Here is a 21072-nt window from a genome sequence, read left to right as displayed (position 1 = left end):
ATTAGTAATTATGAAAAAACATTTTTTCTCCACACTACTTTTTTTATTAGTAGTCTGCAGTTGCACCTCTAATAAAAAATCTCTCATAATAGAGGAAAACGAAAATAACTACGTAAAAGAAAACTATGAGAAAAAAGAAGTAAAAATAACCATGCGTGATGGTATTAAGCTTCATGCAACAATTTATAGTCCAAAAGACACTTCAAAAAAATATCCGATTTTACTTCAACGAACTCCTTATAGCTGTAGGCCTTATGGTAAAAATAAATTCAAAGATAAAATAGGTCCTAATATTACCCTAATGAAAGAAGGTAATATAATTGTTTACGAAGATGTTCGTGGTAGATGGATGAGTGAAGGGGTTTATGATAATATGCGTGCCTACATTCCCAATAAAACAGAAAAACAAACTGATGAAACTACCGATACTTATGACACTATTGATTGGTTAGTAAAAAATGTTTCCAATAATAACGGAAAGGTTGGAACATGGGGTATTTCATATCCTGGACATTACGCTACAATGTCAACAATTGACGCTCACCCTGCGCTTAAAGCGGCTTCTCCTCAAGCATGTATTGGTGATTTCTTCTTCGATGATTTTCATCATAATGGTGCGTTTTTACTTAGCTATTTTAGAGCTATTTCATTATTTGGAACTTACAAAGATCAACCTACTAATGTCGCTTGGTATCAATTTCCTGAAATGAAAACCCAAGATCAATATCAATTTTTTCTTGATAAAGGCCCTATCAAAAACTTGAATAACTATTTTAAGTACAGCGATACTTCGATAGATAAAGATGACTCAAAAAAGTTGATTGATGATTTTTTCTGGAAAGAAATTACCGAGCATCCTAATTATGATTCCGTTTGGGAAAGTAAAGGGGTTATACAACACTTAAACAAAGTGCCTTCTAATGTTGCTACCATGGTTGTAGGTGGTTGGTTCGATGCTGAAGACTTATATGGACCTCTTGAAACTTACAAAGCAATAGAAAAGTATCAAACTGAAAATAATAATATTTTAGTTTTTGGTCCATGGGATCATGGAGGTTGGTCTAGAGATAAAGTCAAAAACACGGTTGGTAATTATTATTTCGGCGACTCAATATCCTTAAACTTTCAAAAAAACATAGAAACCAAATTTTTCAACCATTTTTTAAAAAACAAAGAAACAAATAGCTTATCATTACCAGAAGCTTATGTTTTTGATACAGGAAAAAAGAAATGGCAATCATATGATACCTGGCCTCCAAAAAACACGAACAAACAAATTTTCTTTTTGTCGGACAACCAAAAACTATCTACAACTCCCCACTCAAAATCGAAATCTATCAACTTTATAAGTGATGTAAAAAAACCTGTTCCATATTCAGAGGATATTAAAACAGTTTTTACACCCAGAAAGTATATGACCGACGACCAACGTTTTGCGGCTAGAAGACCTGATGTATTAGTATTTGAAACTGAGGTTTTAAATAATGATGTTACTTTAGCAGGAGATATTTTAGCCAAACTTAAGGTTGCTACAACGGGTACTGCTGCTGACTGGATTGTAAAAGTTATTGATGTACATCCGCATGACTTAGAAGATAATAACGATGAAATGCAAAAACACCTAAAATTAAGTAATTATCATTTAATGGTAAGAAGTGAGGTTATGCGTGGTCGATTTAGAAATAGTTTTTCTAAACCTGAACCATTTATCCCAAACAAGAAAACCAATGTTAATATAAAGCTTCAAGATATTTTTCATACTTTTAAAAAAGGGCATAAAATTCAAGTTCAAGTTCAAAGTACGTGGTTTCCTTTAATTGATCTTAATCCTCAAACTTTCGTTAACAACATTTACAAAGCTAATAAGGAAGACTTTAAAACTCAAATACATTCTGTATTCACAGATTCAACTATTGAATTTAATATTGCTAAGTAAACAATAATTATTTGATATGTTATAACACACAATGCTAATAATGCGTTATTAGCATTGTACGTTTTGTGTAAAACAACTATAAATATTTTAAAAACTTTTCCCTTGGTATTTCTCGGGCTCCCAAACTTGCTAGGTGATCGTTGTAAACTTGACAGTCAATTAATTTATAGTTGCAGTTTTTAGCTAAATGAATAAAAGCTAATTTACTCATATTGCTCTCCTTGCTAAACATGCTTTCTCCGCAAAAAACACCGTTCCCCAAATCAACTCCATATAAGCCTCCAAGAATTTTATTATTGCGCCAAACTTCAATTGACTTAGCTAAGCCCGATCTATGCAATCTCAAATAGGCTTCCTGCATTTCATCAGTTATCCAGGTTCCAAATTGATCTGATCTATGAATGTATTTACAATTATAAACTACTTCTGCAAATGCTTTATTTTCGGTAATTAAAAAATCATTTTTCCGAAGCACTTGCTTCATAGACTTCGAAATTTTAATTTCTTCTGGAAATAAAACCATTCTTTTATAAGGACTATACCACACAATAGGTTCTCCTTCATTAAACCAAGGGAATATACCTTTCTGATACGCATACTTTAGTCTTTCAACTGATAAATCTCCACCTAATGCAATAATACCATCCTCTGTAGCGGTGTTATATGGTGGAAATGAAATTTCTTTACTTAACCATATCATATAAATTCAATTACTATTTTAAAAATTAAGCAACTCATAGAGCTTTCGATAGTTATTTTTTAACCAACTAAAAAACAAGAAGCCCTATTAAATAAACAATACTTCCAACAACCATAGCAATTAGCGTATAAGGTAGTATCTCTCTTGCTTTTAATTTCGTTATTCCCAACAAGGGCAACGCCCAAAATGGTTGTAACATGTTTGTAACTTGGTCTCCATAAGCCATTGCCATTATTGCTTTAGGCAAAGGTACTCCTAATTTCAATGCACTTTCAACAACAATTGGTCCTTGTACAACCCATTGACCTCCACCACTAGGAACAAATATATTTACAAGACCTGCACTAAAAAATGTAAATATCGGGAGTGTTGTTGCGTTCGATATGGAAACGAAAAAATCAGAAATTAGAACAACCATTCCTGTGCTTTTCATTATACCCATAATACCAAAGTAAAGAGGAAATTGGATTAAAATACCTGATACATCACTAATTGATTCGTTAATTGCATTTGTAAATTTCTTAAAACTTCCATGCAGGATAATTCCCAATCCTAACATAAAAAAATTGATTAAATTTGGAGTTATTTTTAAAACTAAAATAGCAGCACCATACTGATAAAAAAATACTATAAGAATAGCTATACCAAAACCATAAGCTAAACATTTAGAACTATCTAAGGTTCTCATTGTTCCATTTTCTTCCTCTTTTGGACACAAACTATATACTGGTAAATTTATCGTTGTGCCTTTTGATTTACTCCCCAAAAAATAAAATGTTACTGTTACTGATAAAAGTACAAGTAAGAAAATAAGTAGATTCCAAAAACTAAAAACAGTCTCTGAATAATCAATGAGGCTTGGGATCTGTTTTAAAATATCTTTCGATGACACAGATGTCATAATGCTTTTTATATGCCCTACCTCATTAATTTTAATCGGAGCAGAACCTGAAATCCCCCCATGCCAAACCATTAAACCTACATACCCTGCAGCTCCTATTATTGGATAGTTCAAAGCTATATTTCTTGCTTGCGCATGCTCCGCTGTTTTTCTTGCTAGTAAAGCTCCAAAGATTAAGCCTAACCCCCAATTAAAAAAAGCAACCAGCATTGTAAAACTAGCAACAATAGCGGCGCTTACAGCCGTATTTGTACAATATTTAGTGACCCTTACAATTAGTTTACTTACTGGATTACTCAAAACTAATACATGTCCTAAAACCAAAATTAACATCATTTGATAGGCAAAAACCAATAATCCGTTTGTCCATATACCTTTTTCCCAAAAACTAAGCACTTCTAAAGAATAAGGATATAATGAAACATTTTCTGGTTTTGTAAAAAGCACACTTAATAAATAAGCGATAATGGTTAGAACAATTGCAATCGTAAATGGAGATGGCAAATACTTTTTGAAGACTTTTTCTATGGTTTCTGTAAGATTCATTTTATAAAGTTTGATTTGATAAAAATAAACAAATAGACTAAATTGTTTTACTAGCTTTGCAATATGGTAAAAGAACTACAACTTCGTATTAGTTTGACTGAAGAAACAATACAGGATATACTTATAAAAAAGGCTGCCAAAAAACTAGGCGTAGAACCAGAAAACATCACTAGTATAAAAGTTCATCGAAAATCAATTGATGCTCGAAAAAAAGAAGTTTTTTTTAATTATAAAATCGCCACTTACATAAATGAACCCCCTCCTGAACAAACAGCATACCATTTTGACTATAAAGATGTTTCCAGTGCAAAAGAAATACATATAGTAGGCTTTGGACCTGCAGGTATGTATGCTGCACTTCGGTGTATTGAATTAGGTTACAAACCCATTGTTTTAGAGCGAGGAAAAAATGTTCAAGATAGAAGAAGAGATTTAAGAGCCATAAATCAATTTCATGAAGTCAACAAAGACTCTAATTATTGCTTTGGAGAGGGAGGAGCTGGAACCTATTCCGATGGAAAACTCTACACACGCAGTCTAAAAAGAGGTGATGTTAGACGTATTTTTGAAAATTTAGTATATCATGGAGCAACTGAAAAAATCCTTATTGATGCCCATCCGCATATTGGCACGAATAAACTTCCAAAAATTATTAAGAACATTCGAGAAACAATATTAAAATACGGTGGTGAAATTCATTTTAATTCTCGTGTTTCGGACTTTATCATAAAAAACAACAAACTAAAAGCCATACGAATTCAAAATGGGCAAGAGCTATCTGTTAATGCCGTTATTTTAGCAACAGGACATTCTGCCCGAGACATTTTTGAACTCCTTAATAACAAAAATGTTCTTTTAAAAGCTAAATCCTTTGCCATGGGAGTTCGTGTTGAGCACCCTCAAGAACTTATAGATCAAATTCAATATAGTTGTAATGGTCAAAGAAATGGACTATTACCTGCAGCTGCTTACAGTCTTGTACATCAAGTGAAAAACAGAGGCGTTTATTCGTTTTGTATGTGCCCTGGAGGCTTCATAGTTCCTGCTGCAACTGCCCCTGGAGAAGTTGTCGTAAATGGTATGTCGCCTTCAAAAAGGAACAACGCTTTTGCTAATTCGGGGATTGTAGTTGAAATCAATGTAGATGAAGACATTCCAAAATATGAAAAATTTGGTGTTTTTAAAGGACTTGAATTTCAGCGTGACCTTGAGAAGCTAGCTTTCAATGCTGGAGGAAAATCTCAAGTTGCACCAGCGCAACGACTCACCGATTTTGTTGAAGGGAATTTATCATCAAGCTTAAATACTACTTCATATCAACCAGGACTAAAATCATCCCCACTTCATTCTTTGTTACCTAAAACCATTGGAAGTAGACTCAGAAAGGGATTTACTGCATTTGGAAAAAAGATGCATGGATATTATACGAATGAGGCAAATATTATTGGGGTAGAGTCTCGAACGTCGTCTCCTATTAATATCCCAAGAAAAAATACACTGGAACACCCTGAAGTTACAGGATTATTTCCTTGTGGTGAAGGCGGTGGATATGCAGGAGGTATTATATCTGCTGCAATGGATGGTGAACGTTGTGCTGAGGCTGCTTCGCAAATTTTGTAAGATATCTTAAAATAAAAGTAACAATTCAACATAGTGAATTAAACGGTTGCACTCGATAAAGGTGATATTTAAAAATCACAATATCATAAAAAAGAAAATTACTTTATGACCCCCACTTAAAAGAAGAAACTACGTAATAAAAATATTGACCTCATATCATAAAATAAACATGAAAAAATATAGTAACTAAAATATAGTATCAACTGAAATAAATAACAATTAACCTTTAATAATTATATTATTTCTTTGATTTATGAAGGATTACCTTGTATTTTTGCAAACTCGTAAATTACGAGTGTAACGGGTATAAAATGAAAGATAGTAAGAAAGGAAAAAAGAAAAACAAATCTCCTAAAGCAAAAAGGCTACATGTTTATTACAAGAGAACTGGTTTCTATATGTTTATATGGGAAAGTTTAAAAAAAGCTATAGGTCCCATTATTGCTGTTATCGTAGGATTGATAATCTTCAATAAATATGTTTATAATATCAATGATGGTCTACAAGCCATGACAGAAACCTTCTCTAGAGCTGGTGTATTAATTACTTTCTTTGTATCAGAAACTATATTAGGGTTAATTCCTCCTGAAATTTTTATTGCTTGGTCAAAAAAAACGACAGAGCCTGTAATTAATCTTTCGATACTTGCTTTCTTATCTTATCTTGGAGGTATTATCGCTTATTTTATTGGTAGGTCAACTCGAAAAATAAAAACCATCAATCAATACTTAGAAGTAAAAATGGCTAAGCATTTAAAAAACACAAGTAAATGGGGGGGCTTTTTAATCTTAGTTGGTGCGCTTTTGCCTTTACCTTTTTCGATAAGCTGTATGACAGCAGGAATGATTAAATATCCTATCAAAGGTGTCATCACATTTGGATTGTTTCGCTTTTTACGATTCGCTATTTATGCTTGGGCTATTTTTAATATGGTGAGTTAATATAAAACAGGAAGAAACATCTAGTTAATTAGAAAATAATAATTAGTAAAAGAAACAACTCGATATTATGTAAAAATAACTTTTACATTAAACCTTCTAGGATAAACCTAGAAGGTTTTTTATTTCCCCTTAAAACACCCTCATTAAATGAGGATACTTCAAATATAAGTAGCTATTTCTTAATAATTAATGTAGTTTCCGTTAAATAAATTGTAATTTCCGATATAATTCAGGTTTCAGCATAAAAAAAGAGCCTAAACTGGCTCTTTTAATTAACTATTTTAATTCTTTATGTTAAAATGGTAAATCATCAGGCTCATTATCTGATGATAAATCAGGTGCTGGTGCAAAGTTATCAGCTGGAGGAATACTTTGATTAGAGGAAGCTTGAGCTAAATTCTCTATTCTCCAACCTTGTATTGAGTTGAAATATTTAGCCTCCCCTTGAGGATTAATCCACTCCCTACCTCTTAAATTAATTGAAACTTTTACGTCTTGACCTATTTGATAACTATCTAACAAATCACATTTATCTTGAATAAATTCAATAAGAATCATTTGTGGATATTGTTCATCAGTAGTAACTACTAACTCACGCTTTCTAAATCCATTACTTCCAAAAGTTTGTGTTCCGTTTATTAATTTAATTTTACCAATTACTTCCATTAATCATTTATTTTAATAAAAGTACTTTCCAAGCACTTTCTACGTCATTATTTTGTAAATACTCGTGTGCAAAAGTATGCTTTTTTTCTTCAGATACACCAACAAACCTTTGATGTTCTTTAGCAAAGTTATTAACATCATCATCGGTAGGAAATTTTTCAACATTACCAAGCATACCAAGATCATTACCGGTTAATACTTTACTATTTCTAATTCCAAACGGAATTTTATCTACCCCTATTCCAAGGGTTGATAAAGGCTTTGGTATCTCAAAAAAACCATCCCTTGCTCTACTATAATAATTTCCGCCTGCCCTAGAAACTAAATCTATTTTATATTGATCAATACTTCCATCATCAGATAATACTTTTTCGTTAATGTGAATTTTAACAACCTCGCATACAATTAAATTACCTGCTCCGCCATTGTTTCCCGTATAAATAATATCATTTACTTTACATTCAAATTGAACAGGAGACTCTGCAACCCTATAAGGTTTAACTATATCTGAGGGAAGCATTGTTAAACCTGCTTTTTCAAATTCATTAACTTCTTTTGGGTACATAGAACTACTTAATGACATTTGTTGAACAATATCATAATTAACAATATTAATAACAACCTCTCTTATCTCTTCTGCATTGTCTAAAGTATGTTTTGTTTTATTGGCTCTAACGCTTCTTGCTGGTGAAAAAATCATAATTGGTGGGTTTGCACCAAAGACATTAAAAAAACTAAAAGGAGATAAATTTGGCACCCCTTTTTCGCTTATTGTACTAGCAAAAGCAATTGGCCTTGGTGCAACAGCCCCAAGAAGATACCCATGCAATTTTGAAGTTGGAATGCTTTTAGGATCTATTGATAACATCGTTTTATATTTTTAGTGTAAATATACTACAGTTTACTTAAAGAAGTTATACCTGAGAATAGTTTATATTTGACCTATGAGTTTTTCTTATAATAGTTTTTGGATCAAACGAATCGTTATACTTGTATCTTTTATAATTGTTCTATTAATACTATGGAACACCTATACATTCTTCCAGAGATTCAAGGAAGAAGAACGAATGAAAATGGAATTGTATGCATCAGCAATTAAAGAAATGGCCTCAAATCCTGATTCTAATGCCAGTTTTAATTTAGAAATAAAGGTTTTTGATGGTATTAAAAATATTCCTGCACTAGCTGTTGACGAAGAAGGTAATTTTATTAGAACCAATAATCTAGACTCAATTAAGTCAAAGGATACTTTGTATTTAAAAAAACAACTTTCTTTAATGAAAAGGCAAAATGATCCAATTGTTATAAAAAATACTGGGTATAAAGAATACATTTATTATCGTAATTCGGACTTACTTTACAAGTTAAAATACTATCCACTAGCCCTGCTTTTAATTCTAGCTTTGTTTCTAACTATTATTTATATGGTTTTTAAATCTAATAAAATAGCAGAACAAAATAAACTTTGGACAGGAATGGCAAAAGAAACAGCCCACCAAATAGGTACCCCCTTGTCTTCATTATTGGGATGGATTGAAATTTTAAGATTTGAAAAAGTGAATGAAATGTATGTTAACGAAATTGAAAAAGACGTAGATCGTTTAAATATAATAGCCAATCGATTTTCAAAAATTGGTTCTTTACCCGACTTACAAAAAAATAATATTATTCATGAAACGAAACGTGTTTTCAATTACTTAGAATCTCGAAGCTCAAAACAAATTAGCTTCTTTTTCGATACTTCTCGCTCAAATATAACTTCTCGCATTAGTGTTGAGTTATTTGGTTGGGTAATTGAAAATCTTATCAAAAATGCTATTGATGCTATGGCTGGTAAAGGGTCCATTTCTCTTAAGATAACAGAAAATTCCAAGAATGTTATCATTCAGATATCAGACACAGGAAAAGGGATCCCTAAATCACAATTTACAAATATTTTTAACCCTGGATTTACAACAAAAAAAAGAGGTTGGGGACTAGGACTTTCTTTATCTAAGAGAATAATTGAAACCTATCATAAGGGAAGGATTTTTGTCCAAAAATCTGAGCTTGGAAAAGGTACTACATTTGAAATAAATTTAGAAAAAGAATAATATTTAAGTATTTTATTTTTTATTTAATTTAACTTACATTTAACAAATTACTTGCAATTATTCTTTTGCTTCTAAAATAAGTCGGTAATATCTTTGTAGTGAGAAATATAAGAGCAATATATTTTTATTTCTCCATACTTATGAAAAACAAAACTTTAAAATATCATTCATTAAAGTTACTTACATTACTATTTTTAACTTTCTTTTCCAACACGAAATCAATTGCTAGAACCATTAGCTACGGAAACAACTCTTTAATTTCCGATGCTGACTTTATAAAGAATTTCGAAAGTATAATAAAAGATACTATAAAACTCCATACTCAAGTACTAGATTTTTCTCCATTTGAAGAAAAAGAAAACTTTATAACATCTCACAAAAATATTTTTCAATTTTTTAAAAGGAAAACACATCGAAATTCGAATAAAAACATCTATATCATATTAAATAGTTTCTCCAAAAGGTTATTTATTTTTTATTGTCGTTTAAAAATTATTTCGTTTAAAACACTAAAAATAATCTTACAAAATTTAACTTCATAACCTTATTAGGTAAATAAAAACATAAAAAAATGAGACTAAAAAATAACATACAATTTCTTTTGATACTTGTAATACTAATTAGTTGCCAAAAGAAAAAAACATCTTCTAAAAACACCAATAAAGAAGAAGAAGCTTGGAGTTACTCCGGAGAAAGTGGTCCGGAGCACTGGGCTGAACTTGAAAAAAACTCCGAATGTGGTGGTAAATTTCAGTCTCCAATCAATATAATTAGTATTAATGCTAAAATTGATAGTCAATTAAATTCTTTAGATATTCATTATGAAAAGAGTACAAAAATACATAGCGTAAAAAATAATGGCCACTCGATACAATATAATTTCGAAAAAGGAGACTATATTAATTACAAAAATGAACGTTTTAATTTGAAACAAATTCATTTTCACGAATCGTCAGAACATACAATTGATGGCGTCAGATATCCTTTAGTTATCCACATGGTTCATGCAAATTCTACAGGAGAGTATTTAGTTTTGGCTATTATGGCTAAAGAAGGCAAGACAAGTATTCCCTTTGAATTTCTTGAAAGCTTTTTACCTTTAGAAAAAGGTGAAGTAAAAAAAATAAACAAACCTTTTAATTTAAATCATAATCTTCCTTTAAATAGAGGGTACTATAGCTATACAGGATCTTTAACAACACCTCCATGTACAGAAGGAGTTAAGTGGTTTATCTTTAAAGAGCCGATTACAATATCAGTAGAACAGGTTAATATTTTAAAAACTTTAATGCCTGTAAATAATTATAGGAAAGAACAACCCTTAAACGGTAGAAAAATTCAAATGACAGAATAATTTTATAAAAATACTTGCTCACAAGTATATTAAAACTGGTTTAAACAACTATAAACCAGTTTTAATGTATTATTCAATAAAATTACTTTTAATTTTTTCAGCTGTAGTAATAAACTCTTCTTTAGTTAATTTTACTTTTGAAATAAAACGTATATCATCCATTTTCTTTATGGGTATTAAATGAACATGTACATGAGGAACCTCCAAACCAATAACACTCATACCCACACGCTCACAATCTATAGTTTTTTCAATTGCTTTTGCTACTCGATAAGAAAAAGCCATTAAATCACTGTATTCTTTCTCTGATAAATCAAATAACTTGTTTTCTTCTTTTTTAGGAACAACAAGCGTATGCCCCTGAGTATTAGGATTTATATCTAAAAACGCATAAAACTTTTCGTCCTCTGCAATTTTATACGAAGGAATTTCTCCTTTAACTATTTGAGTAAAAACACTAGCCATAATGATATTTAACTTACGTTTATTATAGATTTATATGAACCTGAAAATCAATTATTTTTTAACTTTTTGTGGTTAACGAGAAATATCCATCACCTCAAAGTTCATTTTCCCATTAGGCACTTGTATTTCTGCTAAATCACCCACTTTTTTTCCTAGTAAACCTTTTCCTATGGGAGAATTAACCGATAATTTTCCGTTTTTTATATCACTTTCGCTATCAGCTACTAATGTATATTTAAACTCCATATTATTTATTGTGTTTTTTATAACAACAATAGAGTGAATCAATACCTTTGAAGTATCTAATTCACTTTCATCAATGATTCTCGCACTAGCAACAACATTTTTAAGTTTAGCTATTTTAGTTTCCAATAAAGATTGCTCTTCTTTTGCTGCATGATATTCAGCATTTTCACTTAAATCTCCCTTATCTCGGGCATCTGCTATCTCTTGTGACACTCGAGGTCTCTCCACTTGCTCTAAGTGTGCTAATTCATCTTTTAACTTTTTAAGTCCTTCTTCTGTGTAGTAAGATACGTTACTCATAACTGTTTTAAATTTAAAAATCTCATACCCTTTGGGATGAGATTGCATTACAAATGTACAAAATTTTCGTAAATTTGTAAAGTTATATAAACACCAATCTGCTTAATACATGAAAAAACTTCATTTTATTTTAATAATTGCATTTCTTGTAAGTTGTGGTGATAACATTATTGAGAATAATTGTTTCAGTAACTCTATTCAGCCACTTTCTTTTGATTTAAATAACCCACAATTAAACGGATTATTAACTCCTAACGGAAGTGTAACCGTAAATGGAGGCATGAATGGTATTGTTCTTTTTAATAAAGGGACTGGTGGTACATTTTCTCCATATATAGCGATTGATAGAAAATCACCAAATCGTAATTGTAATGAGCCAATGATAGTAAACCCTCCTGTTTTAAAATGTTCTTGTGATGCCAGTACGTATAGTATGTTAGATGGCTCTTTAATTTCAGGGAAAAACGATTGCAATGGTGGAGCCAGAGTATATACGGTTACTCAAAGTGGTAGCACTCTTCAAATAAGTAATTAAATTCATATTTTACTTGAATTAGATTCTTATTTTTGTTGTTTCAACAACATAACTGACAATTCAACGTGAAAAATTATTTTTCTTCGAACTTTAAATTAGGAGTTCTGGGTGGTGGGCAACTAGGAAAAATGTTACTTACCGAAACACACAAATTTGATATTTATACAGTAGTTTTAGATCCGAATTCAGATGCCCCTTGTGCTCAAATATGTAATGAGTTTCATCAGGGAAGTCTATTGGATTTTAATACTGTATATAACTTCGGAAAACAAGTAGACTTACTAACTATTGAGATTGAAAATATTAACATTGATGCTCTTGATAAACTTGAGAAAGAAGGACTTCCTATTTTTCCAAAACCCAAAAACCTGAGAATTATACAAAATAAAGCGCTTCAGAAAATCTTTTATAAAAATCAGGGAATTCCTACCGCTAACTTTGATCGCTTTAATTCGATCAAAGAACTTGAAAAAGATATTAAGAAAGGTAAAATCAACTTTCCTTTTGTTTGGAAGTCGGCTCGATTTGGCTATGACGGCAAAGGTGTAAAAATTATAAAATCAATAAACGATTTAAAAAATTTACCATCTGGAGAATGTATTGGAGAAAAATTGATCTCTTTTAAAAATGAACTAGCAGTCATTGTTGCCAGAAATAAAAAAGGAGAGATCAAAACATATCCTGTTGTCGAAATGGAATTTCACCCAGAAGCGAACCAGGTTGAATACGTAATCTGTCCTGCTAGAATTGATGATGAAATTGCAAATAAAGCACGTAAAGTAGCGTTAGATGTTGCTAATGCCTTTGATTTTGTTGGTCTACTAGCCGTGGAAATGTTTCAAACCAAAGACGATAATATTTTGGTAAATGAAGTAGCTCCAAGGACTCATAACTCTGGACATTATTCTATAGAAGCCAGTTACACCAGTCAATTTGAACAACATATTCGTAGTATTTTGAATTTGCCTTTAGGAAAAACAACAAGTAAAGCTGCTGGAATTATGGTGAATCTTGTTGGAGCTGAGGGCTACTCTGGTAATGTAGTGTACGAAAACCTAGAGGAAGTATTAAAAATTGAGGGAGTTACTCCCCATCTATATGGTAAAAAACAAACAAGGCCTTTTAGGAAAATGGGACATGTAACTATAGTAAATCCAGATATTAAAAAGGCACGTGAAATTGCTCAAAAAGTAAAAGAAACAATTAAGGTTATCGCTAAATAAAAAATTATGATAGGAATAATAATGGGAAGTGACTCTGACCTTCCAATAATGCAAGAAGCAATTGATATTTTAGAGAGTTTTGATATAAAAATAGAAGTTGATATTGTTTCAGCTCATAGGACTCCGAATAAATTATTTGATTACGCTTATAATGCTCATAAAAGAGGAATTCAAGTTATTATAGCTGGAGCTGGTGGTGCAGCGCATTTACCTGGTATGGTTGCTAGCATGAGTCCGCTCCCTGTAATAGGAGTTCCTGTAAAAAGTAGAAATTCTATTGATGGATGGGATTCTGTTCTTTCAATTCTTCAAATGCCTGGAGGAGTTCCTGTAGCCACAGTTGCTCTAAATGGTGCAAAAAATGCAGGAATTTTAGCAGCACAAATTATAGGAGCTTCTGATAAATGTGTTTTAGACAAAGTAATTACATACAAAGAAGGACTTAAATTAAAGGTTGAAAAAGCCTCAAAAAAGGTAAGAAAATAAGTATCTTTCAACCACAAAAAAGTCTAAAGTGAACTCAAATATTTTGAGTCTCAAATTATGCAATAGGCATAATTTATTTCAATTAGATTATAAGTATCTTAGTAAGAATAACAAACCTAAAGTGACTTTTAAAAAACTAGAAAATGAATCCACTATTACAAGATTTCGATACTGCTCCCTTTTCTAAAATTCAAGAAAAAGACTATAAACCAGCGATAAAAGAAGCCATTTCTATTGCAAAAAAAGAAATTGATGCCATTATTTCAGACACAACAAAACCAAATTTTGAAAACACAACTGTCGCATTAGATAAAGTTGGTAGCAAATTAAACAGAATAACCTCTATATTTTTTAATTTAAACGCTGCTGAAACGAATGAAAAAATCCAAACCATAGCAAAAGAAATATCTCCTTGGTTAAGTGAATTTAGAAATGACATCACTCTAAACGAAACGCTTTTCAATCGTGTGAAAAAAGTATACAATCAACTGGATTTTTTAGACTTAACCCCAGAACAAAAAATGCTTCTGGATAAGCAGTATAAAAGCTTTTCTAGAAATGGCGCCAATCTAAATGAAGAAAGTAAATTAAAGCTGCGCAAAATAGATGCTGAGCTTTCAAAATTATCCTTACAATTTGGTGAAAATGTTCTTGCTGAAACGAATGACTTCGAAATGCATGTTACCAAAGAAAGTGATTTAACGGGACTTCCTGAAAGTGCTAAAGAGGGAGCTAAAATGTTAGCCAAGCAACGCAACAAAGAGGGTTGGGTAATTACCTTGGATTATCCGAGTTATGTTCCTTTTATGACCTATGCAGATAATCGTGAGCTGCGCAAAACACTTTCTATTGCTTTTGGGAAGAAAGGGTTTCAAAAAAATGAATTCAATAACGAAAATATTGTTTTACAAATAACAAGACTTCGTCATGAGAGAGCGAACTTATTAGGTTACAAAACACACGCTAATTTCGTTTTAGAAGAACGCATGGCAGAAACACCTGAAAAAGTACTTAGTTTTTTAAATGACTTACTAGAAAAAGCCAAGCCTGCTGCTGAACAAGAGTTTTTAAACCTTGAAAATTATGCAAAGAAACTTGATAATATTCATAGGTTAGAAAAATGGGATAGCGCATATTACTCGGAAAAGTTAAAAAAGGAATTATTTTCTCTTGACCAAGAACTTTTAAAGCCTTATTTCAAATTAGAAAATGTTGTTAATGGAGTGTTTGAAATCACTAATAAACTATTCAATTTAAATTTTGAAGAAATTCATACTATTGATAAATACCATGAGGAAGTAAAAACATATGCTGTTTCTGACAACGAAGGTAATTTTATTTCGTATTTGTATACTGATTTTCATCCGAGATCAGGAAAAAGAAATGGTGCCTGGATGACCTCATATAAAGCTCAGCAAATATTGAATGGCGTGAATGAGCGTCCACAAGTTTCTATTGTTTGTAACTTTACGAAACCAACGGAAACCAAACCTTCATTACTAACATTCAATGAAGTAACCACCTTATTTCATGAATTTGGTCATGCTTTACATGGTATGCTTGCCAACACAACTTATGGTAGTTTATCTGGAACTTCTGTTTCTTGGGATTTTGTCGAATTACCAAGTCAATTACTTGAGAATTGGTGTTACGAGAAAGATGCTCTAGAATTATTTGCTAAACACTACGAAACTGGTGAAACCATTCCTATGGAGTATGTAAAAAAAATAAAAGAATCGGCAAGCTTTCATGAAGGAATGCAAACCTTAAGACAATTAAGCTTTGGTTTGCTTGATATGGAATGGCATACTGGGCAATCTATAGAACTAACTACCTCTGTTAAGGAGTTTGAAAAAAAGGCTTTCACCAATACAAAACTGTATCCCGATGTTTCCGAAAATTGTATGAGTACTTCTTTTTCTCATATTTTTCAAGGAGGATATTCTTCTGGATATTATTCCTATAAATGGGCTGAAGTGCTGGATGCTGATGCTTTTGAATATTTTAAAGAAAAAGGAGTATTTAATGTGGAAGTCGCTAATAAATTTAAGGAAAATATACTTTCGAAAGGAGGTACCGAAAAACCAATGAATCTATATAAGCGCTTTAGAGGGAAAGAACCTGATTCAAATGCATTACTTAAAAGGGCTGGTTTAATTGTTAATCAAGACTAAAGCTTAAACATAATCAGTATTTAAAAATCAATAATTGCAATAATTCAGTTATTGATTTTTTATTTTTATGAAAGACTGATTAAATTCTATTTCTCTCAGGTAGTTAAAAAGAAACAAAAACCACCTACTTTTTCTTATTTTATAAGGGTAGTTATTATTTTTTAGTGTGCCTTTTTTTATATTTGCCGCCCTTGTATTTCAAGCAAACCTTCTACTAGTGTTTGTAACTTTTCAAAAGTTTTAAGAAAAGATTATAAACTACAAAGATTATTATAATCAAAATTTAAAATGGGTATTCAAATACTCAAAATAATATTTTAACAATCAACACTAAACTTAAAATGAACTGGGCCATTAACACATACTATTCTTTAGTTTTTGTACTAAATATAACTTCTTCAATTTACGCTCAAATTGACAGAAATTCACTTCTTGCATTACCTTCAATAAATAAACAATTAGAGCTAAAAAGTATTATTACTCCGAAGGAAGGCTCGTTAGTTATGAACAAAGAAAACAGAAAAATCTACTATTATAATGGGATCAACTGGTTACCTATAAAAGCAGGAAGAGAATTAGAGAGGGGGTTACAGCATTTTTTTTGGGTAACTGGTAATATTTCCAAACCAGATATTAGTAATTTCACAAAACTTGGAATTCCTACATCTAGTGGTAGTGTTAAAGGAAGATTGAACAACCGCCTGAGAGAGAATATAAGCTCTTTAACTAATGGATACATTATATGTTTAAGAGGAATTTTAAAAGTAAATAATCCCGGTAAATTTAATTTTATATCGCATTCAAGTGATGGTTCCAGAATTTACGTTGATAATTTTCTAATACTTGAAAATTGGGACGATCAAAAAATAAAAAAAAGTACTGGTAATGTTACGCTAGCAAAAGGAGAACACTCGATTGAATTTTGGTATTATCAGAACAGAGGAGGTGGATTCATGAAATTTAAATGGGGGAACAATCCAGATGGATACATTCTTGGTTCAACAATAAGAGCTTCTCAATTTTTTGTAAAATAATATAGCTTATCAGTACATATTTGCAATCCGTAATGTCATAAAAGTTATTACTACTATTGGAAATTTAATAAAAAACATCAGAAAAAATATTACTTTATAATTCATATAATTTTGAATACTAGACTTAATTATAGAACTATATTAATATTATTTACCTGGTGTTTTTTTATTTCTAAGAAGACAATAAATAATTGTGATAAAAAAAGAAGAAGCTAAATAACAAACTCCTAATCGTTTCTTAATATAGTCAAATACATTAAAAATTAACTGATCTAAAAATAATAGTTATTCTATTTACATATTTTTAGCTTGTTAAATATTGCAACTTCCATTTGTACAACTCCTTTTATTATAAAAATGAAACACAATTAATAAAATCGAAGGGAAATAAATAGCTTCTTCGAATAATAATATAAAATGAAAATATTCATTTAAAATCACCAGTAGTAATAACACCCACGTAATATATAGAGCTATTTTCACCCATTTCTTACTTGTTTCTTTTGTCGCTGAATACACCGCATAAAAAGATAAAAGTAAAAATAGAACGTCTAGTACCCTCCACCAAACAGGACTTGAATCACAACAAGTTACAGAACATGTCTTCGCTAAAAATAGAAACGGAGTGGCTAAACAATGTATAAAACACAGAGTAGAACTAATTATCCCTATGTTATTAAAATCAATAGTATCGTTACGGATCATAATCATTAATTAAAGCAACTAAGTTGCAAATATATTGTTATTTTAAGTGATATTATCATTTATTTACGATTTTATTTAACATTAATTACTTCTATTTATTCTCTTTGTTGCAAGCTATTCGCTTATCTAAATTTAACACTAATATGTTAATTAAATCTAAATAAGCATTATTTTGATTTAATTTAACTAGTTTTGCCATCAACTAAATGAAATAAAGAATGAATATAGAACATGTTTTTACAATAGTTGAAAAATTCTCACAACCATTTCTTTTTACTGTAATCGCCATCGATTTTATTTTTTTGTTCTCAAAAGGACTTTTTAAAAACAAAAAAGAAGGATTTATGAATGTTGTAAATTATATTATAGCTGGAGTTCCTTATTTACTTATTATTTTTATTATTCAATATAAAATTCTCTTCTGGGTCTATGAAAATCTTAGGTTATTTACACTGCCTAACCAGTGGTTTATTTTAATTTCTTGCTATATAGTATATGATTTAATTTGGTGGCTCGTTCATTATCTAAGTCACAATGTACGTTTCTTTTGGTGCATACATGGTGTTCATCATACCCCTGAAGAAATGAACTTTAGCGTAGCTGTAAGGGGTTCTTTATTTGATTTTTTAATATCTCCTCATATAATAATTTGGTTACCTATTTTAGGGTTTCATCCCTTTATGATTTATATCGTTGAGATAACAGCAAGACTTTATGGAGTGTTTACTCATGCTAATGACAATTTCTTCAAAAAAACACCTTTTTTAGATAAAATTTTCATTACACCTCATTTACACAGAGTTCATCACTCAAGAAATCCATTGTACGTGGATACTAATTATGCAAATATGTTTTCATTTTGGGATCGTTTATTCGGAACTTACCAGGAAGAAATTAGAGAAGTAAAACCTAAATATGGAGTAATGGATAGAGAAATCAATAGCACACAATTTAAATCTACACAATTTAAAATGTGGATAGACTTATATAAAGACATAAAAAATGCTCCTAACTGGTCGAATAAATTTAAATACTTAATTATGCCTCCAGGATGGAACCATATGAAAACAGGTAAATTAGGAAAAGATTTTCGAAAAGAAGCTATTGCAAAGCACTATACAAATAGTTAATATTTATATTATTTTTTCTAAACAAGTTTAAGTACCACTTTAATTTTAATTTAAAATCAGCTAGTTATGTTTTTATAATTCAATAATTTCTTCAGATAACAAAAACGAAACTAAAAATTATTTTAATATGCTACTTAATCTCCCTTGCATTTTTGGCTTCTATCCATTTACTCATGTACTTCGTTGCCTGCATTGTCTTGTATTGAAGAATACTTCCTATGAAGTTCATTTTTCTATTTGTCTCAAGTGATTCCAATCGTTTCTCTATATTCTTATAAAATGCAGACTCTAAACTTACTTTGTTGTATCTTCTATTTATAATTTCTACCCCATTCAATTGTTTTTGCTTCCATATTCTTTCGCTTGTGTAAAGGCTAATAGCTGCTTCAGAAAAAGCTTGTAAATCGTTTTCTACAAAGCCATTCCAAGACAAACCTCCCTTCATGCCCTCTACTCCTATTTCAGTGGTCACACTTGGAGTCCCTGCTAACATAGCGTCTATTAATTTTCCTTTAATCCCTGCGCCAAACATCAAAGGAGCCAACATCACTCTTGACTTACCAATGCTTTCTAAAGCTATATTAGCCGCTCCTTTTATTAAAAAATTATCCTTCTTACTATTCATTTGTATAATTTGCTCAGGTGCATAAGGACCGTATACATGTAATTCTGCTTTAGGTAATTTTTCTCTAATTATTGGCCATATGACCTTTTTTAACTGAATAACGGCATTAACATTTGGAGCATGCAAATAGTTTCCTATAAAAATAAAGTGATTTCTATCTGAATAAGGATGCCATTCCTTTTGCATTTTATTATCTATATTTGGCAATAAGAAAGGTAAATGAACATATAAACATTCATCTATTTTAAAAATCTCTCTTAATAGTTGGATTTCATATTCAGAAATAATTAATGAGATATCACATCTTAAAATAGAGGATATTTCTCTCTTAGCTAAATCAGAAATCACTAACTGGGATACATCAAATTTTATTTTCTTCTTATATGCTTCATGACGAAGTTTTCTTAAACAATGTAAGTCTTCAGTATCAAGAATTTTCATTGCTTCAGGACAGTTTTCGCTAACCCGCCAACCAAACTGCTCTTCCATCATAAATCTATCAAATAGTACAATAGATGGATTTTCTTTTTTTATAAAAAAATCAAATGAACTTGAATTAACAGAAATAAATTCTTCTTTAATTCCTTTTTTTGTTAAGTCAATCGATCGCTCATTTTTTTGCGCTGGGCAAGCAAAAGTTATGGTAAAGTTTTTATTTAAGAAAACATCAATTAATTGAAGCATTCTTTGTCCCGCTGCCGAAGAATCTGGCTCAACCCAAACGTAACCAATAATTACAATATGTTTTTTCAATTAACTCAGTATAATATTTTTATTTTTTAAATCATAATCCCGAAAAATAGTTAAAAACGTTTAACATTCCTTATTGATTTTGGATTAAAAAACTTAAAGTAATTATTTAGAATATAAGCTCTTTTTATATTGCCCATGCACTTTTTTTGCCCAATTAACTAAATCGTCAATTTCATTAGGAGAAAGTCTAGCACCACTGTGGAAAGTTTTATATGACTTTAATGGCATATGTTTTTCTTCAACCTCTTCGTATAACTCTTCCATTTTATGTTCTTTTTTATCAATACTATAATTAATCCAATTTGAGAAATTGATATGTTCTTTCCCTTCTTTAACATGATGAGATATCAAATAATTAATCGGTGTAATTTTACTATACCATGGATATACTGTTTTATCACTGTGGCAATCAAAGCAAGCCTTTTTAAGAATCGATTCAATATTTGAATCGGCATTTGTTTCAACTAAAAAATTTTTAACACTCTCATAATCACCAAAATTATCTTCTGGTTGAAAAAATTGACTAATCAAAAGCCCTCCCAATACTCCTACACCTAACTTTTTATATATATTCATTCTACTACTTTATACAAAATTATATATGATATTAATATGTTTCTAAAAGAGCATCTAATTTAG

Annotated in this window: 20 protein-coding genes; 11 read left to right on the top strand and 9 right to left on the bottom strand. The window is 30.6% G+C overall.

Going from position 1 to position 21072, the window contains the following annotated elements; genetic code table 11:
- Nucleotides 1-10: 10 nt before the first annotated feature.
- A complete protein-coding gene (locus tag ACSIGE_RS13295) occupies nucleotides 11-1936 on the top strand; it encodes a CocE/NonD family hydrolase (RefSeq protein ID WP_440880361.1) in 1926 nt (641 codons plus the stop codon).
- Between the two features lie 76 nt (nucleotides 1937-2012).
- On the opposite strand, the gene aat is transcribed toward ACSIGE_RS13295, so the two are convergent.
- Nucleotides 2013-2636 carry a leucyl/phenylalanyl-tRNA--protein transferase gene (aat, locus tag ACSIGE_RS13290; protein WP_440880360.1) on the bottom strand — a complete coding sequence of 208 codons (624 nt, stop codon included), beginning with the start codon at nucleotides 2634-2636 and terminating at the stop codon, nucleotides 2013-2015.
- A gap of 67 nt (nucleotides 2637-2703) precedes the next feature.
- Nucleotides 2704-4083 (bottom strand): short-chain fatty acid transporter, encoded by a 1380-nt coding sequence (locus tag ACSIGE_RS13285; protein ID WP_440880359.1) that lies wholly within the window; start codon nucleotides 4081-4083, stop codon nucleotides 2704-2706.
- A 63-nt stretch (nucleotides 4084-4146) separates the two neighbouring features.
- Between ACSIGE_RS13285 and ACSIGE_RS13280 the strand changes: the two genes are divergently transcribed.
- Together ACSIGE_RS13280 and ACSIGE_RS13275 are read left to right on the top strand one after the other, a co-directional pair.
- Nucleotides 4147-5703, top strand: a complete 1557-nt coding sequence (locus ACSIGE_RS13280; RefSeq protein ID WP_440880358.1) for an NAD(P)/FAD-dependent oxidoreductase — start codon at nucleotides 4147-4149, stop codon at nucleotides 5701-5703.
- A gap of 311 nt (nucleotides 5704-6014) precedes the next feature.
- Nucleotides 6015-6644: a YqaA family protein gene (locus tag ACSIGE_RS13275; RefSeq protein WP_440880357.1), complete on the top strand. Its 630-nt coding sequence runs from the start codon at nucleotides 6015-6017 to the stop codon at nucleotides 6642-6644.
- Between the two features lie 294 nt (nucleotides 6645-6938).
- Here ACSIGE_RS13275 and ACSIGE_RS13270 read toward each other — a convergent pair whose 3' ends face one another.
- Nucleotides 6939-7310 carry a DUF3127 domain-containing protein gene (locus tag ACSIGE_RS13270; protein ID WP_440880356.1) on the bottom strand — a complete coding sequence of 124 codons (372 nt, stop codon included), beginning with the start codon at nucleotides 7308-7310 and terminating at the stop codon, nucleotides 6939-6941.
- A 7-nt stretch (nucleotides 7311-7317) separates the two neighbouring features.
- Nucleotides 7318-8178, bottom strand: coding sequence for a flavin reductase family protein (locus tag ACSIGE_RS13265; RefSeq protein WP_440880355.1), 861 nt, complete (start codon nucleotides 8176-8178; stop codon nucleotides 7318-7320).
- Nucleotides 8179-8254: 76 nt separating this feature from the next.
- Between ACSIGE_RS13265 and ACSIGE_RS13260 the strand changes: the two genes are divergently transcribed.
- Nucleotides 8255-9403: a sensor histidine kinase gene (locus tag ACSIGE_RS13260; RefSeq protein WP_440880354.1), complete on the top strand. Its 1149-nt coding sequence runs from the start codon at nucleotides 8255-8257 to the stop codon at nucleotides 9401-9403.
- A 571-nt stretch (nucleotides 9404-9974) separates the two neighbouring features.
- The gene (locus tag ACSIGE_RS13255) at nucleotides 9975-10757 is read left to right on the top strand and encodes a carbonic anhydrase (RefSeq protein WP_440880353.1); all 783 of its coding nucleotides are present in this window, start codon (nucleotides 9975-9977) and stop codon (nucleotides 10755-10757) included.
- A gap of 69 nt (nucleotides 10758-10826) precedes the next feature.
- Here the strand turns inward: ACSIGE_RS13255 and ACSIGE_RS13250 are convergent, their stop codons facing one another.
- Nucleotides 10827-11222 carry an HIT family protein gene (locus ACSIGE_RS13250; RefSeq protein ID WP_440880352.1) on the bottom strand — a complete coding sequence of 132 codons (396 nt, stop codon included), beginning with the start codon at nucleotides 11220-11222 and terminating at the stop codon, nucleotides 10827-10829.
- Nucleotides 11223-11294: 72 nt separating this feature from the next.
- Nucleotides 11295-11768, bottom strand: a complete 474-nt coding sequence (gene greA / locus ACSIGE_RS13245) for a transcription elongation factor GreA (RefSeq protein WP_440880351.1) — start codon at nucleotides 11766-11768, stop codon at nucleotides 11295-11297.
- A 109-nt stretch (nucleotides 11769-11877) separates the two neighbouring features.
- Here greA and ACSIGE_RS13240 point away from each other — a divergent pair, with 109 nt between their 5' ends.
- The 5 genes from ACSIGE_RS13240 to ACSIGE_RS13220 all read left to right on the top strand — a co-directional run bounded on the left by ACSIGE_RS13240 (nucleotide 11878) and on the right by ACSIGE_RS13220 (nucleotide 17220).
- Entirely contained in the window at nucleotides 11878-12303 is a 426-nt protein-coding gene (locus tag ACSIGE_RS13240) for a hypothetical protein (protein WP_440880350.1), read from the top strand.
- A 65-nt stretch (nucleotides 12304-12368) separates the two neighbouring features.
- The gene (locus tag ACSIGE_RS13235) at nucleotides 12369-13526 is read left to right on the top strand and encodes a 5-(carboxyamino)imidazole ribonucleotide synthase (protein ID WP_440880349.1); all 1158 of its coding nucleotides are present in this window, start codon (nucleotides 12369-12371) and stop codon (nucleotides 13524-13526) included.
- Between the two features lie 6 nt (nucleotides 13527-13532).
- The gene (gene purE, locus ACSIGE_RS13230) at nucleotides 13533-14012 is read left to right on the top strand and encodes a 5-(carboxyamino)imidazole ribonucleotide mutase (protein ID WP_440880348.1); all 480 of its coding nucleotides are present in this window, start codon (nucleotides 13533-13535) and stop codon (nucleotides 14010-14012) included.
- A gap of 143 nt (nucleotides 14013-14155) precedes the next feature.
- A complete protein-coding gene (locus tag ACSIGE_RS13225) occupies nucleotides 14156-16186 on the top strand; it encodes a M3 family metallopeptidase (protein WP_440880347.1) in 2031 nt (676 codons plus the stop codon).
- A 341-nt stretch (nucleotides 16187-16527) separates the two neighbouring features.
- Nucleotides 16528-17220, top strand: a complete 693-nt coding sequence (locus tag ACSIGE_RS13220) for a PA14 domain-containing protein (RefSeq protein WP_440880346.1) — start codon at nucleotides 16528-16530, stop codon at nucleotides 17218-17220.
- Between the two features lie 312 nt (nucleotides 17221-17532).
- Here ACSIGE_RS13220 and ACSIGE_RS13215 read toward each other — a convergent pair whose 3' ends face one another.
- Entirely contained in the window at nucleotides 17533-17925 is a 393-nt protein-coding gene (locus tag ACSIGE_RS13215; protein ID WP_440880345.1) for a MerC domain-containing protein, read from the bottom strand.
- Nucleotides 17926-18143: 218 nt separating this feature from the next.
- On the opposite strand from ACSIGE_RS13215, the gene ACSIGE_RS13210 reads away from it, so the two are divergent.
- Entirely contained in the window at nucleotides 18144-19055 is a 912-nt protein-coding gene (locus ACSIGE_RS13210; protein ID WP_440880344.1) for a sterol desaturase family protein, read from the top strand.
- Between the two features lie 130 nt (nucleotides 19056-19185).
- On the opposite strand, the gene ACSIGE_RS13205 is transcribed toward ACSIGE_RS13210, so the two are convergent.
- Together ACSIGE_RS13205 and ACSIGE_RS13200 are read right to left on the bottom strand one after the other, a co-directional pair.
- Nucleotides 19186-20433: a glycosyltransferase gene (locus ACSIGE_RS13205; RefSeq protein ID WP_440880343.1), complete on the bottom strand. Its 1248-nt coding sequence runs from the start codon at nucleotides 20431-20433 to the stop codon at nucleotides 19186-19188.
- Nucleotides 20434-20535: 102 nt separating this feature from the next.
- Nucleotides 20536-21009, bottom strand: a complete 474-nt coding sequence (locus tag ACSIGE_RS13200) for a heme-binding domain-containing protein (RefSeq protein WP_440880342.1) — start codon at nucleotides 21007-21009, stop codon at nucleotides 20536-20538.
- Nucleotides 21010-21072: the final 63 nt, after the last annotated feature.

The sequence above is a fragment of the Tenacibaculum profundi genome (genome assembly GCF_052050075.1).
Classification (GTDB): Bacteria; Bacteroidota; Bacteroidia; order Flavobacteriales; family Flavobacteriaceae; genus Polaribacter.
The sequence above is the reverse complement of the archived record's forward strand: the minus strand, read 5'-3'. Positions and strand labels throughout refer to the sequence as shown.

Bases quoted from the DNA above. Each gene is read 5' to 3' on its own strand.
- ACSIGE_RS13295 (WP_440880361.1), top strand. From the start codon at position 11: ATGAAAAAACATTTTTTCTCCACACTACTTTTTTTATTAGTAGTCTGC.
- aat (WP_440880360.1), bottom strand. From the start codon at position 2,636: ATGATATGGTTAAGTAAAGAAATTTCATTTCCACCATATAACACCGCT.
- ACSIGE_RS13285 (WP_440880359.1), bottom strand. From the start codon at position 4,083: ATGAATCTTACAGAAACCATAGAAAAAGTCTTCAAAAAGTATTTGCCA.
- ACSIGE_RS13280 (WP_440880358.1), top strand. From the start codon at position 4,147: ATGGTAAAAGAACTACAACTTCGTATTAGTTTGACTGAAGAAACAATA.
- ACSIGE_RS13275 (WP_440880357.1), top strand. From the start codon at position 6,015: ATGAAAGATAGTAAGAAAGGAAAAAAGAAAAACAAATCTCCTAAAGCA.
- ACSIGE_RS13270 (WP_440880356.1), bottom strand. From the start codon at position 7,310: ATGGAAGTAATTGGTAAAATTAAATTAATAAACGGAACACAAACTTTT.
- ACSIGE_RS13265 (WP_440880355.1), bottom strand. From the start codon at position 8,178: ATGTTATCAATAGATCCTAAAAGCATTCCAACTTCAAAATTGCATGGG.
- ACSIGE_RS13260 (WP_440880354.1), top strand. From the start codon at position 8,255: ATGAGTTTTTCTTATAATAGTTTTTGGATCAAACGAATCGTTATACTT.
- ACSIGE_RS13255 (WP_440880353.1), top strand. From the start codon at position 9,975: ATGAGACTAAAAAATAACATACAATTTCTTTTGATACTTGTAATACTA.
- ACSIGE_RS13250 (WP_440880352.1), bottom strand. From the start codon at position 11,222: ATGGCTAGTGTTTTTACTCAAATAGTTAAAGGAGAAATTCCTTCGTAT.
- greA (WP_440880351.1), bottom strand. From the start codon at position 11,768: ATGAGTAACGTATCTTACTACACAGAAGAAGGACTTAAAAAGTTAAAA.
- ACSIGE_RS13240 (WP_440880350.1), top strand. From the start codon at position 11,878: ATGAAAAAACTTCATTTTATTTTAATAATTGCATTTCTTGTAAGTTGT.
- purE (WP_440880348.1), top strand. From the start codon at position 13,533: ATGATAGGAATAATAATGGGAAGTGACTCTGACCTTCCAATAATGCAA.
- ACSIGE_RS13225 (WP_440880347.1), top strand. From the start codon at position 14,156: ATGAATCCACTATTACAAGATTTCGATACTGCTCCCTTTTCTAAAATT.
- ACSIGE_RS13220 (WP_440880346.1), top strand. From the start codon at position 16,528: ATGAACTGGGCCATTAACACATACTATTCTTTAGTTTTTGTACTAAAT.
- ACSIGE_RS13215 (WP_440880345.1), bottom strand. From the start codon at position 17,925: ATGATCCGTAACGATACTATTGATTTTAATAACATAGGGATAATTAGT.
- ACSIGE_RS13210 (WP_440880344.1), top strand. From the start codon at position 18,144: ATGAATATAGAACATGTTTTTACAATAGTTGAAAAATTCTCACAACCA.
- ACSIGE_RS13200 (WP_440880342.1), bottom strand. From the start codon at position 21,009: ATGAATATATATAAAAAGTTAGGTGTAGGAGTATTGGGAGGGCTTTTG.